The organism is Pseudomaricurvus sp. HS19 (assembly GCF_009857815.1).
In the GTDB taxonomy this organism is placed as follows: domain Bacteria; phylum Pseudomonadota; class Gammaproteobacteria; order Pseudomonadales; family Cellvibrionaceae; genus Pseudomaricurvus.
The window spans coordinates 1-14,583 of the sequence record NZ_WVVW01000011.1 but is presented as its reverse complement, the minus strand read 5'-3'; the positions used below and the strand labels follow the sequence as shown (position 1 = coordinate 14,583).

Sequence of the window (14,583 nt, the reverse complement as noted above, 5' to 3'; positions counted from 1 at the left end):
AACGGGTGTTGGGGCCATTATAACCCGCGCCTGCAAAATCGGCTTTTGCCTCTCCTGCCACAGGCCGTACACTTGGCCTGTCTGCACACCAGCGGCCGCTCCTGCGCCCTGTCCCAGCCGCCAGCACAAGGAATCCCATACATGACCACCGCCGCGCCCGAATCCGCGGAGCTCACCGCCCTCTGGGACCAGCAGTTTACCGTCGACAATGACAACAGCCTGGCCATCGAGATCGGCGATCTCAGTCTCTGCGCCCGGTCCCAGCCCATGGAGTGGCAGCTTTTCTACCACTGGGAAAAACGCGGCATCCAGGGGAATTTTCTCTGCCGCCCACAGCCGCTGCCCGGCAGTAACGAGCTACCCAATGACCGTATCGCCATGGACCACATCACGCCGCAGCTGCGCCTGCTGCCGCGCCTGGCAGACCGGCCGGTGGTGGTACGCCCTTACGCACCACTGACACTGGCCGCCAACTGCCACCTCACCCTCTACGTCAGCACACCGGTGTGGCTGCAGCTGGAACTCTCCGGGCGGGTACTGCGGGAGCTGCCGGTGCAACAATTATCGGACACCTGGATGGGCAACCTCACCGGTGAAGGCCAGCTCTGTTACGGCTCCCATACCCATGCCCGGCTCGACCGCAGCCAGCTGCTCAGCCTCCCCTACCGGGTACTGACGCCGGTGCGTATCCACAACAAGAGCCATCAGGAACGCAAGCTGGAGCGCCTGAGCCTGCCCACACCTTATCTGTCGGTGTTTGCCAGCAGCCAGAGCCTGACCACCGAAGCGCTGAAAATCACCATGGATGCCGAGAAGGGACAGGGGGTGGTGAAAATCGGCAGGCCACCGGATAACGCCCGGCTGCTGTCCGCGCCACGCCTGAGTGCCGACAAAGGTATTCTGGTGAGCGCCTGGTCCAACCTCTTTGCCTGATGTCCGGAGCTAACATGAACGAGACCGTTGCCGAATCCACCCTGCACACCTTCTCCCTGGCCACCGGGATCAAGGCCGCACTGCTGATGCTGGCAGGTCTGCTGCTGGCCAACCTGGCGCGCAGGCTGTTTCTCCGTGCCAGCAGTAACCGCTTCAGCGCCCACACCCAGGCCATGTACAGCCGGGTGATCTATTACGCCCTGCTGATTCTGTTCGCCATCACCACCATCGACCAGCTGGGCTTTGACGTCAGCGTACTGCTGGGTGCCGCCGGCATCCTCACCGTCGCCATCGGCTTCGCCTCCCAGACCTCGGCCTCCAACCTGATCAGCGGCCTGTTTTTGCTGGGGGAAAAACCCTTTCAGATTGGCGATATCCTGCGGGTGGGCAGTGACACCGGCGAGGTGATCAGTATCGATCTGCTGTCGGTGAAGCTGCGCACCTTCGACAACCTGTTTGTGCGTATCCCCAACGAGGCCCTGATCAAAACCACGGTGGTCAACCTCACCCGTTTCCCCATCCGCCGTATCGACCTGGCCATTGGTGTTGCCTACAAGGAGGACCTGAAGCGGGTTCGGCAACTGTTGCTGGATATGGCCAGTGACGAACTGCGGGTATTGGAGGAGCCCCAGCCCTATTGCATTGTTACCAACTTCGGTCCCTCGTCGGTGGACCTGCAGCTGTCGGTCTGGACCCGCCGTGAACTCTACCGCGATGTAAAAAGCGATCTGATGATGCAGGTGAAGTCGCTGTTCGACAGCCACGGTGTGGAAATTCCCTTCCCCCATCTCACGCTCTATAGCGGCTCACAGACGGCGCCCTTTCCGCTGGCAATGGCCGGCAGCCACTCACCGTCAAGCAATGGGGATGGGGAAGCGCCCCGGAGCTGACAGGGCTCAGGCTCGCGGCACCACCTGCGCACCCAGCTCCTGCCAGGCTTCCAGATCATAGTGGCCCAATTCGTTCACACTGATCATGGCGCGGATCTCCTGAATGTAGGCGCGACCACGTTCGGAGTAGGATTGCAGCCCCTGGGCCAGCTGCAGGCCGCTGGGCACGTCACCGGCAGCACGGGCGGCGGCACGCAGGCGACGAAACTCCTCGTAGGCCGGCGACGAGTTGAGGTTGTGTATATAGGACCGCACTGACGCCAGCGGCGAGGCGAAACGGCGCACTTCGTGGCGGGCACGGGAGTGGCGGTTGGTGGGCACCAGGCCACAGCCCTTCACAAAGCACCACTGACCAAAGTAGTTATTGCCATTGCGGGCAAAGCGCGACGTACCCCAGGCGGATTCGTTGGCCGCCTGTCCCAGGGCCAGAGACGGCGGCACCATACCGATACGCTCACTCAGCGCCAGCGCCCGTTCTTTCAAGCTCTCCTCGCTGCAGTCGTAGCGATACTTCTCGCACATCTGCGCCACAAACTCCCGATCCCGCTTACCCGGTGTCAGGGTACTGAAGGCCAGCGCCCGCAGGCGGTTGCGCTCCAGTAACACCTCGCGGTTTACCTTGTCCACCAGCGGCATCAGAAATCCGAAGAACGCGCTCTTCTTATCCGCGACAACCTCAAAGGCTGTAAAATCCGGCACCCGCAACTGCGCTGACGACAATGACGACTGCCGCGGCAACTCCACTTCACAATTGAGACAGATCTCCTCACAAAAGCAGCCCGCCAGTAGTACGGTGAGCAACAGAAACCACAGCTTTTTGAGGGACAAAACGGGGGATACAGGCAGCATTACAGACTCGGAAGTTCTCTCTTAGTGTTATGGTTAACCACTGCATATACTAGTACACAGACCGATGCGTTAGGGTACGCTGGCAATCACCGCGCGGTTCATATACTGTCCCGCCCGCCAGCCAAAGGCCCCGGATTCTAACAGCAAACAGAGGAAATGCCGCCCTTGATCGCCACCGCCACTGCCACCACCGATCCCCTGGAGCTGGTTGACGAGCTCCTGCAGCCGCTGCTGCAACTGGACGCAGAGGAGGGGCTGGAGTCACTGCAGGAGCAACTGCAGGAGTTCAGCCATCAGCAATGGTCACACCTGCTGGAGTGTGTTCCCAACAATTTGCGCCTGCGGCTGTGGTCACTGATTGCGCCGCAGGACCAGTGGCGGGTGATCGCCGAGCTGCAGTGGGAAACCGCCCGCAACCTGATCCACACCCTCAACGATGACGATCGCCGCACCATCCAGGCCAATGCCGACCCGCAGGACTTGATCGCCTTTGCCGACCTGCTGCCACGGGACATGGTGGATGCCATCCTGCTGGATCTGGACGAGGATACCTCGGAAGAGCTGCAGCAGGCACTGAGCTACAGCGATGAGCAGGTGGGACGCTACATGCAGCGCAATATCCTGCGGGTGCGCTCCGGTATCTCCGTGGACGCCGTACTCAAGCGGCTGCAGAAGCGCGAGTTTGTCACCGCCGTGTTTCTGGTGGACGACGAGCGCCAGCTACTGGGCCATATCCCGGTAGCCTCCCTGTTCTGCAATTCGCCGGAGGCACAGGTGGATGAGCTGGCGGAAAGCATCAGCGAACTCGACCACGAAGAGGATCTGTTTGAAGCCACCAACCACATCTCGCTGGAAGGTGAAATCGCTTACCTGCCGGTCACCCGCCAGCAGAAGGTGATCGGGGCCCTGTCGGTGGCCACCCTGTTTAACGAAGTGCGGGACGATCTCGCCATCGCCACCCTCAGCGAATCCCCCAGTCACGAGGAGGACCTCTTCAGCCCGGTCAAATCCGCCGCCAAACTGCGGGCCCTGTGGCTCTCCATCAATCTCGTCACCGCCTTTCTCGCCTCCTGGGTCATCGGCCTGTTTGAAGCCGCCCTGCAACAGGTGGTGGCGCTGGCCATTCTCATGCCGGTGGTCGCCAGCATGGGCGGCATCGCCGGCAGCCAGACGCTGGCAGTAACCCTGCGCGGCCTGGCCCTGAAACACATTCACAGCGCCAACATCCGCCTGCTGCTCAACAAGGAGAGCCTGGTGGCGGCCATTAACGGTGTATTGATCGGCATGCTGATTGCGCTGGTGGTGGGCTGGTGGTTCGACTCTCCCGCGCTCGGCATCATTATCTGGCTGGCGGTGGTCATCAACAATCTGGCGGCTGCAGTCTCCGGCACCTACATTCCGTTTATCCTCGAAAAGCTCCACATAGACCCGGCCGTAGCATCGGCCGTAATATTGACCACCGTTACCGATGTGGTTGGCTTCAGTATTTTTCTCGGCCTCGGCTCACTGGTGTTCCTGTAGCCTACAAGCGCAACGCCGCCATAAAAATACAAACGCGGAAAGGGAGAAAAGCGTGATCAAATCCTATTTGTTACTCGATGGAGAGATCAGCACCAGCCGTAAGCAGGATTTGCTGCAGCGCTGGCGTGAAGCGACAGACTCTATACTGTGGCTCGACATCCAGTTCCAGCACCCCATCAGCGAAGATATTCGCCAGCTGCTGGAGTCGCTCGGCTGTCACCTGCTGGCGATCAAGGATGTCACCCGCAAACGCCACCCCCCCAAACTGGAGGTGTTTGATGACCAGATGTTCGTGCTGTATCGCGGCATTCACCAGATCAACGACACCCTCGATTTCGATCACCAGCAAATCGGCTTTTTTATCGGCGCGCGCCTGCTGATAACCATTCACCCGCAAGTATCGCTGGGCATTAACACCGTTGCAGAGGCGGGCCTGACCAAGGAGCTGCTCGCCTCTCCTTTACAACTGGCACTGAAGATCATGCACACCTCCGCCGGCATCTACCTCGACCAGGTACTGCTGTTCGAGGATGAGCTGAGCATACTGGAAGACCAGCTCTACAGCGGCAAGGGTGAGGTCGCACTCGGCAAACTGGCCGCCTGCAAAGCGCAACTGATCAAGCTGAAACGCACCTTTGGCTACCACCGTAGCGTCTCTCATCAGTTACGCATGGAGCAGTGCAGCTTTCTGCCCACCAGCGACAGCGTCCATCACCACCAGATCATTGACCTGGACGATCGCTTTGAACGACTGCTGAGCCTCACGCAGATGCATTACGACATGTGCGGCGACATGATCGACAGCTACATCTCCATTACCTCCCACCAGCTCAACATCACCATGCGGGTGTTGACGGTGATCACCGCCATCTTTGTGCCACTCAGCTTTCTCGCCGGGGTCTACGGCATGAACTTCGAGTACATCCCCGAGCTGCGCTTTCATAATGGCTACTTTATGCTGCTCGGCACCATGGCCCTGATTGCCACCAGCCTGGCGCTGTGGTTCAAACACAAACAGTGGTTTTAGGAAGGGGCCAGACTCATGGAACAAGCGGAAATCTGGAACTCGATCCTGTTTACCGTCGGTGATTATCACCTGCGCCTGAGCCAGCTGGTCACCGCGCTGGTGGCGATGGCTCTCACCCTGCTGGTGGCCAAGATGGCGCGGCGGGCGTTTGTGCGCATCGGCCAGCGCAGCACCACCATGCTCAATGCGCCGCAAGCCTATGTGATGGCGAGGATTTCCAACTACGCCATCCTGCTGGTCGGCTTCCTGATTGCCATCTCCATGCTGGGCATCGATGTTTCCAAACTGGCGCTGGTGGCCAGTGCCCTGGGTATCGGCATTGGCCTGGGGCTGCAGAGCATCGTCAATAACTTTGTCTCGGGCCTGGCCATCCTGCTGGAGCACAGTCTCAAGGTGGGAGATTTTGTGGAGCTGGATTCCGGCGTCACCGGCGAGGTGATGGCGATTCACATGCGCGCCACCCTGATTCGAACCAATGACAATGTCGATATTCTGATCCCCAACTCCGAGCTCACCAACCAGAAGCTGATCAACTGGACGCTGGAAGAGAGCGTACGGCGTTTCCGCGTTCCGTTTGGCGTCGCCTATGGCAGCGACAAGGAGCTGGTACGCAAGGCCGTACTGGAAGCAGCCGCCGCCGTACCCTACACCCTGGACCTGCCCGGCAGGGCGCCCATCGTGTGGATGAACAGCTTCGGCGACAGCAGCCTTAACTTTGTGCTGGGTGTGTGGGTGGAAGCGGATCAGGTGAAGCGGCCCACCGCCCTGATGTCCGACTACCTGTGGGCCATCGACGATGCCCTGCGGCGCTACAACATCGAGATCCCCTTCCCGCAGCGGGACCTCCATATCCGCAGCAACAAAGCTACATTCGATATTCACCACAGCGGACAGGACAGCCACACCGACTGACAAACCTTCACCAGGAACCGCCATGACCGATAATAATAAACCCCTGCGCTTTGCCACCTTCCGCCACGCCGACGCCGATCCCGCTGCCGGTATACCCATTATGGAGATGACGCCACTGAGCGATGTGGCCATGGAAGGTGCGATGCAACTGACCGCTGCCGGTGTCGAAAGCGGCCATGAGAACCGCCTGTTGTTCAGCGGTGGCGGTTTCAGCCTGTTATATGCCTGGTTCAAGAGCGGCTACCCGCTGCCGCGCCACACCCACAACTGCGACTGTCTCTACTACATCACCGGGGGGTCGGTACTTATGGGTAACGACGAGCTGCACGCCGGCGATGGTTTTTTTGTCGGCGAGGATGTCCCCTACACCTACGTTGCCGGTGCCAGAGGGGTGGAGATTCTGGAGTTCCGCGCCAGTGAGCGCTTTGATATCAAGGTGCTGGCAGACAACCCGCAATTCTGGGCACGGGCGCTGCAGACAGTGGCGGACAAACAGACTACCTGGGCGGACGAACCCCGCCCCGGCGCCAACAACCAGGAGTAGCTCCCGGCGTTGTTAGCGGCTTATTGTGGCGGATAGCGGTCGAGGATCTCGGCCACCGCCTTATTGACTATCTCGGTGATTTTTTCCGGTGCTTCTCCCTGCAGTTTGAAGCGGTTGGTACCACGCCACTTCACCTTCCGGTCCTGCGGGTTGATAAAGTCGATCACTACTTCAACCTCCTGTACCGTGCGCTCGCCTCCCAGCGGAATACTGAGTGAAACACCGAAGGCGGTTCCACCGCCGCCGCTGCCCACACCAATGCCACCCCGGCTTTTGGGCTCCTGGGTCTGCACCGAGTTTTTGACGGTATATCGCACCAGCATATCCGCCTGCTGAGAGTCGGCAACCGGTGCGATCAGGTAGGTGGCAAGGCGGTTGGCAATGGCACTCTTGACCCGCTCCACCAGCAGGGGATCCACTTCATCACCGGCCTCCCCGTCTTCCTGCCAGCTGTAGCTGCGGAATTCCCCGAAATCCGTGTCGGTGTCATAATCCACAACCACTTTGCTGCTTTGGCAAGCGGTCACCAATATCAGTACGGACAGTAGTGCAATCAGGCGCATAGTGTTGTTTCCAGCGATTCCTTGTGTTCATTCCACTATAAAAGATGGCACCCGGTGTAACAAACCGGTTGCCATTACAGGCGCGGTATTTCTGCCGCCATTTACCCAATCTGCGAGCGACAGCACACCCCCATGGAGTACCTGACCGAACTCGGCTACAGCGGCCTGTTCCTGGCCGCCTTCCTGGCCGCCACCATCCTGCCTCTCAGTTCGGAGATTGTGCTGGCCAGCCTGCTGGTCGGCGGCGCCCCTGCCTCCACGGTGGTAGCTGTTGCCACCTGTGGCAACGTACTGGGCTCACTCACCAATTACATTCTTGGTTACTGGGCCAGTAAGGCACTGCTGCAAAAGTGGCTGCGCATGTCAGACCGTGAGTTTGAGCAGGCTGAGCAGCGCTTTCGCCGTTTCGGTACAGCCTCGCTGCTGTTTGCCTGGGTACCGGTGATCGGCGATCCACTGACCGTGGTCGCCGGCGTACTGCGCATACGGCTGCTCTGGTTCCTGCTGCTGGTCACCGCCGGCAAGTTGCTGCGCTATGCCGTCATCGCCCACCTGACCCTGCAGGCGCTGTAAGCCGCCCGTTCAGGCGTCAATCCCAGGCCCAATCCCGATAAGGCCCAATCACTCGCTGAGCAGAAATGCCCGCGAAGGGTCTACCAGCAGATCGCTCATGCCTTCGCGCCCCAGCAACATCAGGTAGCTCATATCGGAGCGATCCGTGAGGGTAATTTCAATGGGCCAGGAGCGGCCGCCCATCACAATAGGCGTGCGAATGACGTAGCGCTGTTCCGCAGCGCCGTTGGAGGATTTGATCCGGCGAATATCCATCAACAGGGCTTCGCACTCCACCACGGTATCCACATTGTGAATATGGGGATGCAGGTCAAAACGTACCGCCGGCTTGCGGCCAATTTTGAAAGTGCGGATATTGTCCACGTGCAGTGAGGAGGTTTTGGCTCCCGTATCCACACGCACCTTGAGATCACTGATCCCCAGCTCTGGCAGGTCACACAACTCCAGATTGCCAATTATCAGTTTGTCCGTCATGACGTCGCTCCGTAATGCCATGCTGCCGGCACGGGGTATCAGCCCCGGCCGCGGGTTTTGGTCTTGTGGGGTTTGGCTTCGCGCTCGATAAACTCGAAGATCAGTCCAGCCACATCCTTACCGGTGGCTCGCTCAATACCTTCCAGACCCGGGGAAGAGTTTACCTCCATCACCACCGGACCATTGTGAGACTGCAGGATATCCACACCGCAGACGTTCAGCCCCATAATCTTGGCAGCATTGGCCGCGGTGGCCCGCTCTTCCTTGCTCAGCCGCACCAGGGTAGCACTGCCGCCACGGTGCAGGTTGGAGCGAAACTCGCCTTCAGCGCCCTGGCGCTTCATGGCCGCCACTACCTTGCCGCCCACCACGAAACAGCGGATATCGGCGCCGCCGGCCTCTTTAATGAACTCCTGCACCAGGATGTTGGCCTTCAGTCCCATAAACGCCTCGATAATGCTTTCGGCATTTTTATTGGTGTCCGCCAGTACCACGCCGATACCCTGGGTGCCTTCCAGCAACTTGATCACCAGCGGCGCACCACCCACATTGCGAATAAGGTCCTTGATGTTATCGGGTTTGTTGGCGAAACCGGTACGCGGCAGGCCGACACCACGGCGGGACAGCAACTGCAGTGAGCGCAACTTGTCCCGTGAGCGGCTGATGGCTACCGATTCGTTGACGCAGAAGGTCCCCATCATCTCGAACTGGCGCACCACCGCCGTGCCGTAGAAAGTAATGGAAGCCCCGATACGCGGAATAACCGCATCGTAAAACGGCAACTCTTCACCGTGGTAACGCACCGCCGGCCGGCTCTTGGTGATATCCATGTAACAGTGCAGGGTATCGATAATATCCACTTCGTGGCCCCGTGCCTCACCGGCCTCCTGCAGGCGGCGGGTAGAGTAGAGGCTCTCGTTGCGGGAGAGTACTGCAATTCGCATGATCTGAAATCCTTGCTGGTATCCGTTGTCACCGCCGGGCCAATGGGCTCGCAGCGGGTTCTGTCATTCTGTTGTTCAGCCCTGCTTCGCGGCCACTGAACTTCGTTGTAAACTTCCTGCGGGAAGTAGCAGCCATGCTACCTCCCCTGCCGTTATGCCTGCCCCTGTCTGCAGCTCTGTGTCATCACTGCCAATCCGGCAGCTGGCCACCCGCGCCCGGGCAATGACTTTCCGAACCTGTGTTCCATCCCTTTTCGTACTGCTGAGGTTACCCCGTGCTCGTCGAGCTGATTACCGACATCGCCCCGCTGGAGTGGTCCAGCATCGCCACCGCGCTCTTCAGCGGCGGTATCATTGGTCTCGAACGGCAGCTGCGGGGCAAGCCGGTGGGTATCCGTACCGCCTCACTTATAGTGTTAGGCACCTATCTGTTTCTCGCCACCGCCTTTGAGCTGAAAGGTGACGTTGTTGACCCCTCACGGGTGGTAGGACAGGTAATTACCGGGATTGGTTTTCTCGGTGCTGGTGTCATGCTGGCCAAGGATGGCGCCGTGGTGGGGGTCACTTCCGCTGCAGCCATCTGGGTACTGGCCGCCATAGGTGTAATGATCGCCTGCGACTACCGCCTGCAAGCCATCAAACTGAGCCTGATTGTAGTGGCAATTTTGTGGGGAATCGATGTTCTTGAAGAAAATACCAAGGTGCTGAGCCGCGGCGTACACGCCAGTATACGCCGCTACTCCAAACGCGACAGAAAATCCTCCAGGCAGGCCCCTTGACGGGGCCCCGCGATCAGTCGCTGTAAGAGTAGGAGTCGCTGCTGAAGTCCGTCGCACCACCGGTCAGGATCATGGACGGAACATAACCGGTGGGATGGGTCTTGAGCCAGTATTTGCGGTAAACCCGCTCCAGCTCGGTGGTCACTTCCCGGGTTCCCGCAGCGGCTTCCAGCAGTTGCTGGTCATCTGCGGTGGGATTACTGACCCTGGCATCCACCAGTGCTTTGAACAACCCGCCTGCAGACTGCAGCAGGCGCACTTCTTTCACCGAAAAATCCCCGGATTTCTCGATGCCGTAGGGGTAATGAACAGGGTCGGCAAATTTGCGCCCCAGAAAATATTCTCTAGTGTTCATAGTCTTGCTTCACTCCCTATCCAGCATTCACCTGACGATGAATTAAGGTCCCAGATGGCTAAGCCCCAGATGACGCTCTCAACCGAGAGCAGAGTGAAATGGGCCACAGGCTCATTTCCGCGTCATTATGGTTTTATCCGGGTGGTTGAACATCAAATTATTATTGATACGAAATCAAAAAATATTTATTGAAGGTGCCACACATCAAAAACCTGTTATGCGGAATACCCTATTGCTGTGACAGCTGTGTGAACCCCGCCGGCAACCCCGGCGCCACAGGGGCCACCCCCTCGCCCCTTGGCAGCTTCGACAGCCGGTGGTAAGGTCGCCACAACTTGCTATACCCAACATTGCGCGCCACTGCCACGCTGCAGAGCCACTGCGACAGCCCGGCAGCGTGACGGCTACGCTCTTCCCACAACCGAGACCAGGGTGCCCCGGCAGAAGCACGGGCGTTACGGCATTATGGATATCGAACTGTTCAGAACCTTTCTCGAAGTGAACAAGACCCGCCATTTCGGCAAGGCTTCGGAGAACCTCTACCTGACCCAGGCGGCGGTCAGCGCCCGGGTCAAGCTGCTGGAAGAGAGCCTGGGAGTAACCCTGTTTCTGCGTGCGCGCAACAATATCCAGCTCACCCCCGAGGGGGAGCGGCTGGTACCTCACGCCGAGACCATGCTGCTGGCCTGGTCACGCGCCCGGCAGGAAGTAGCCCTGAAGCAGGAGCAGCAGCTGCAACTGAGCCTGGGCACCACCGCCGGCCTCTGGCGCTTTACCCTGCAGGACAAACTGCCACGGCTGCACGACAGCTTTCCCGAGCTGGCCCTGCGGGCTGACGCCCACTCGGCAGAAGAACTGGTACGTTTGTTACAGGAGGGGTTGATTGACCTGGCCTTTCTTTACGAGCCCGCCAGCCTGCCCAATATCGTCGCGACGCCCATTGGCAAGCTGAAGCTGGTTATGGCCAGTACCCGGGAGGGGCTCAAGGCGAAGGAAGCGGTGAAAAACGGCTACGTCTACGTGGACTGGGGTACCGCCTTCGGGATCTTTCACGGCAAGCGCTTTCCGGATACCCAACCACCGGTGCTGCACACCAATATGGCCAGCATCGCCGAGGCCTACCTGGCAGAGCACGGCGGCAGCGCCTACCTGCCCGAGACGGTTATCGAACAGTGGCAAGCCGGGGACATTTACCGGGTAGCCGACGCCCCCGGTTTCTCGCGGGATATCTTTGCCGTCTATCGCAGCAATTTCAGCCGCCCGGATCTGTTGCCGGAAATTATCGAGCTGCTGAAGCGCCAGCCCTGGCGCTAGCGCTCTCAGTAGTGGCCGGATTCCCGCGCCCACTCGTCGGGAATATTCATCCCCAACTCTTCCGCCAGACGACGGCGCTCACGGCGATCCTCCATCATGCGGCGCTGCTCGGTCTTGCGGCGCGCCTTGTCCCGACGGTCTTTCGGCTGGCCCGGAAATTCATAGTCGAACTCCTCGCTGTCGTTTTCGAGAAAGAGTTCGTCGTCTGTGTCCTGTTCAATAAGAGACATGGTTCACCCCCGTTTACTGCGATTTCACGCGCAATATGAGGCTGACCAAAATTGCTGTACAGCAAAAGAATCTTATGATTTTGCTTAAGAGTGTTTATGGAAAGCGGTAGGCCGCCTGCCCCTTAACGCAGCTCCATATCAAACTCTTCGGCCAGGTCCAGGGGCTCGATCTCCAGTCCGTCCAGCTCCTCGCTCCAGTTGATACCCACCAGTAGTACGTCGGCGTGCATGCCATCGATCCACTCGTCGAGGAACTCCTCCAGTGCTACCGGTACCGGCTTGTAGACCGACCACTCGTCGATACAGACCGCCTGCGCAAACTCCGGCTGTGACCAGAAAGGCATTACATCGATATCATCACTACCCTCCGACGGGCAGAGGGCAAAACCATCCGGCCCTTCCAGTGCCCACACACACCCGGTGGCTATGGCTTCGACAATAAAGCGATCCAGATTTTCTTCCGGATTGTTGGAGAGTGGTTCCATGGCGGCGGCTCGCTGAGGCTGACAGTGGTAGGACGCCGAAGATCCGGCGCCACGCTGCTGGCTACACACGTAGCCAGCGTTAAAGCAGCCTAGTATACGGTAATCCGTTTACGCAACCGAGCCTCGGATCCGTGATTCTCCAATCCCGCTCAGTTCATCACCACCACACCGTCGTCTGCGGATGATGACCTGACTTCCACATCCACCCGGCGCTCGCTGCTGTAGGCCTCGAGATCCCCCCTGGCAGCGGTGGAACGGTCGGCACCGTGACTGAACACCTGCAGTCGCTGTTCGGGAATCCCCGCCGCCAGCAGTGCATCGCGTACCGCCAGCGCCCGGTGCTCCGACAACACATTATTGTACTCATCGGTGCCGCGTGGGTCGGCATAGCCATCCAGCCGCACCTGCAACCGGGGGAAATCCTTGAGCATAAGGGCCAATTTGGTGACCTGCTCGCGACCACTCTCCGTCAGCTGGTCCGAGCCGGTTTCGAACAGCACCCGCTGATCCAGCGAGCGCAGCGCCAACTGCTGCCACTGGCCCTGCAGGCTATCGCTGGATTGCAGCTGCTGCTCCAGCTGCCCGATACGCACATCTGCCACCACCACTGCTTCGTTCATGGTATCCACCTTGTCTGCCTGCTCAATCTGCTCGCTCATCCAGGCACCACCGAGGGCGCCAATAAACATCCCCAGCGGCCCGCCCAGCACCGCCCCGGCCACCGTGGCCGTGGTAAAGGTCGCGCTCTGCTTCAATTCCGTATGACGGCTGTTATCCGCCGCCTGGGCAGCTCCGGTGGTCAGGGCTGCGGCCAGGGCGGTCATGATCATCAGTTGTTTCATTGCTTATCTCCTGCGGTTTATTGATGGTTCTATTCAACACGCAGAAGCTGGCTATCCCGGGGCGCAGCACTGGCAAAGCAGCGACCAAAAGTGATCAATTGTGGCAGCAGGGACAGTTCTCCCCCAGCCTGCTACCATAGCGCCCTGAATTTTTTACCCTTTAGTAAGCGATACACCATGAGCAAACGACTGGTACTCACCCTCAGCTGCCCCGACCGCCCCGGCATCGTTGCCGAAGTCACCGGCTTCCTGGCCCGCCACCACTACAACATCGAGGAGGCGGCCCAGTTTGAGGACCGCCAGGAAAAGCGCTTTTTCATGCGTACCGAGCTGGTGCCCGTGAGCGGCGCCACCTCACAGGCGGAACTGCGCAGCCTGTTTGGTGAGCTGGCGGAAAAGGACAATATGGAGTGGCAACTGCGGGACCTGGCCCAGCGCCCCAAGGTGGTTCTGGCGGTATCGCGCTGGGGACACTGCCTCAATGCCATGCTGCACAAGTGGAAAGAGGGCACCCTGCCCATCGATATCGTGGCGGTGGTCTCCAACCACGAGGACATGCGCAGCCTGGTGGAGTGGTACAACGTGCCCTTCCACTACCTGCCCATTACCGCGGACACCAAACCGCAGCAGGAAGCTCAGATCCTGCAGGTGATGAGCGACTGCCAGGCCGACCTGCTGGTGCTGGCGCGTTACATGCAGATCCTCTCCGACGAGATGTGCCGTCAGCTGTCCGGCCGCGCCATCAATATCCACCACTCCTTCCTGCCAGGCTTCAAGGGCGCCCGCCCCTACCACCAGGCCTACGACCGCGGCGTGAAGTTGATTGGCGCCACCGCCCACTTCGTCACCAGTGATCTGGACGAGGGTCCGATCATTGAGCAGGAAGTGGAGCGGGTCTCCCACAGCAACTCACCGGCGGAGCTGGTGGAGATCGGTCACGATATTGAGAGTGTGGTGCTCTATCGAGCGGTTCGCTGGTATGCGGAGCAGCGGGTGCTGTTGAATGGGCGTCGCACGGTGGTGTTCAGGCGTTAAGTTAGTCTGCTTTGTCAGGCAGCTGATCTGAGAGCTTACGACTCACAAGCTGAGTGAATTTGAGCTTTGGGTTTCGCCCTACGGGCGAGTCACTTTTCTTTGTCGCCCAAAGAAAAGTAACCAATGGCCGCTCCTGCGCATCCATGCGCCCACAGAATTTGGACATCCATGTCCTTCAAAGGGTGCCCCTGGTTCGCGGGTCAGCTGGTAAAAAACACCAGCTGACTCCCCTCTCTCCGGCCTGTCTGCGGCGCGTGCCATAGGAACTGAAAACAAAGTTTGTAAAGCACGTTTGAGACTGCGACTAAGTCCA

The 14,583-nt window shown here is 59.3% G+C and carries 18 protein-coding genes; 10 read left to right on the top strand and 8 right to left on the bottom strand.

Features of this window, described 5'->3' with window-relative positions; translation table 11 throughout:
- Positions 1–141: 141 nt before the first annotated feature.
- Both GSF27_RS14245 and GSF27_RS14240 read left to right on the top strand, forming a co-directional pair.
- The gene (locus GSF27_RS14245) at positions 142–933 is read left to right on the top strand and encodes a hypothetical protein (protein WP_160970287.1); all 792 of its coding nucleotides are present in this window, start codon (positions 142–144) and stop codon (positions 931–933) included.
- Positions 934–947: 14 nt separating this feature from the next.
- A complete protein-coding gene (locus GSF27_RS14240; protein ID WP_160970285.1) occupies positions 948–1,823 on the top strand; it encodes a mechanosensitive ion channel family protein in 876 nt (291 codons plus the stop codon).
- Positions 1,824–1,829: 6 nt separating this feature from the next.
- Here GSF27_RS14240 and GSF27_RS14235 read toward each other — a convergent pair whose 3' ends face one another.
- Complete coding sequence (locus GSF27_RS14235) at positions 1,830–2,672, bottom strand: glucosaminidase domain-containing protein (RefSeq protein ID WP_160970283.1); 843 nt, start codon at positions 2,670–2,672, stop codon at positions 1,830–1,832.
- 156 nt (positions 2,673–2,828) lie between these two features.
- On the opposite strand from GSF27_RS14235, the gene GSF27_RS14230 reads away from it, so the two are divergent.
- Genes GSF27_RS14230 through GSF27_RS14215 form a run of 4 tightly spaced genes read left to right on the top strand, consistent with a single transcriptional unit; the run spans position 2,829 to position 6,676 of the window.
- Positions 2,829–4,193, top strand: coding sequence for a magnesium transporter (locus tag GSF27_RS14230; RefSeq protein WP_160970281.1), 1,365 nt, complete (start codon positions 2,829–2,831; stop codon positions 4,191–4,193).
- 52 nt (positions 4,194–4,245) lie between these two features.
- Positions 4,246–5,220, top strand: coding sequence for a magnesium transporter CorA family protein (locus GSF27_RS14225; protein ID WP_160970279.1), 975 nt, complete (start codon positions 4,246–4,248; stop codon positions 5,218–5,220).
- A 15-nt stretch (positions 5,221–5,235) separates the two neighbouring features.
- Positions 5,236–6,132: a mechanosensitive ion channel family protein gene (locus GSF27_RS14220; protein WP_160970277.1), complete on the top strand. Its 897-nt coding sequence runs from the start codon at positions 5,236–5,238 to the stop codon at positions 6,130–6,132.
- A gap of 22 nt (positions 6,133–6,154) precedes the next feature.
- Complete coding sequence (locus tag GSF27_RS14215) at positions 6,155–6,676, top strand: cupin domain-containing protein (RefSeq protein ID WP_160970275.1); 522 nt, start codon at positions 6,155–6,157, stop codon at positions 6,674–6,676.
- 20 nt (positions 6,677–6,696) lie between these two features.
- Here the strand turns inward: GSF27_RS14215 and GSF27_RS14210 are convergent, their stop codons facing one another.
- On the bottom strand, positions 6,697–7,239 hold the full coding sequence (locus GSF27_RS14210; RefSeq protein ID WP_160970273.1) for a DUF4136 domain-containing protein: 543 nt from the start codon (positions 7,237–7,239) through the stop codon (positions 6,697–6,699).
- 132 nt (positions 7,240–7,371) lie between these two features.
- On the opposite strand from GSF27_RS14210, the gene GSF27_RS14205 reads away from it, so the two are divergent.
- On the top strand, positions 7,372–7,812 hold the full coding sequence (locus GSF27_RS14205; protein ID WP_160970271.1) for a YqaA family protein: 441 nt from the start codon (positions 7,372–7,374) through the stop codon (positions 7,810–7,812).
- A 48-nt stretch (positions 7,813–7,860) separates the two neighbouring features.
- On the opposite strand, the gene GSF27_RS14200 is transcribed toward GSF27_RS14205, so the two are convergent.
- The gene (locus GSF27_RS14200; protein ID WP_160970269.1) at positions 7,861–8,286 is read right to left on the bottom strand and encodes an ATP-dependent zinc protease; all 426 of its coding nucleotides are present in this window, start codon (positions 8,284–8,286) and stop codon (positions 7,861–7,863) included.
- Positions 8,287–8,324: 38 nt separating this feature from the next.
- A complete protein-coding gene (rimK, locus tag GSF27_RS14195; protein WP_160970267.1) occupies positions 8,325–9,230 on the bottom strand; it encodes a 30S ribosomal protein S6--L-glutamate ligase in 906 nt (301 codons plus the stop codon).
- Positions 9,231–9,505: 275 nt separating this feature from the next.
- Here rimK and GSF27_RS14190 point away from each other — a divergent pair, with 275 nt between their 5' ends.
- A complete protein-coding gene (locus tag GSF27_RS14190; RefSeq protein WP_160970265.1) occupies positions 9,506–10,009 on the top strand; it encodes an MgtC/SapB family protein in 504 nt (167 codons plus the stop codon).
- 13 nt (positions 10,010–10,022) lie between these two features.
- Here the strand turns inward: GSF27_RS14190 and maoP are convergent, their stop codons facing one another.
- The gene (maoP, locus tag GSF27_RS14185; RefSeq protein ID WP_160970263.1) at positions 10,023–10,364 is read right to left on the bottom strand and encodes a DUF413 domain-containing protein; all 342 of its coding nucleotides are present in this window, start codon (positions 10,362–10,364) and stop codon (positions 10,023–10,025) included.
- A 465-nt stretch (positions 10,365–10,829) separates the two neighbouring features.
- On the opposite strand from maoP, the gene GSF27_RS14180 reads away from it, so the two are divergent.
- Positions 10,830–11,678 carry a LysR family transcriptional regulator gene (locus GSF27_RS14180; protein WP_160970261.1) on the top strand — a complete coding sequence of 283 codons (849 nt, stop codon included), beginning with the start codon at positions 10,830–10,832 and terminating at the stop codon, positions 11,676–11,678.
- A 5-nt stretch (positions 11,679–11,683) separates the two neighbouring features.
- On the opposite strand, the gene GSF27_RS14175 is transcribed toward GSF27_RS14180, so the two are convergent.
- The 3 genes from GSF27_RS14175 to GSF27_RS14165 form a co-directional block, all read right to left on the bottom strand.
- On the bottom strand, positions 11,684–11,908 hold the full coding sequence (locus tag GSF27_RS14175) for a hypothetical protein (RefSeq protein WP_160970259.1): 225 nt from the start codon (positions 11,906–11,908) through the stop codon (positions 11,684–11,686).
- A gap of 122 nt (positions 11,909–12,030) precedes the next feature.
- The gene (locus GSF27_RS14170; protein ID WP_160970257.1) at positions 12,031–12,393 is read right to left on the bottom strand and encodes a DUF2750 domain-containing protein; all 363 of its coding nucleotides are present in this window, start codon (positions 12,391–12,393) and stop codon (positions 12,031–12,033) included.
- A 149-nt stretch (positions 12,394–12,542) separates the two neighbouring features.
- A complete protein-coding gene (locus tag GSF27_RS14165) occupies positions 12,543–13,235 on the bottom strand; it encodes an OmpA family protein (RefSeq protein ID WP_160970255.1) in 693 nt (230 codons plus the stop codon).
- 177 nt (positions 13,236–13,412) lie between these two features.
- On the opposite strand from GSF27_RS14165, the gene purU reads away from it, so the two are divergent.
- Positions 13,413–14,270, top strand: coding sequence for a formyltetrahydrofolate deformylase (purU, locus tag GSF27_RS14160; protein ID WP_160970253.1), 858 nt, complete (start codon positions 13,413–13,415; stop codon positions 14,268–14,270).
- Positions 14,271–14,583 lie beyond the last annotated feature (313 nt).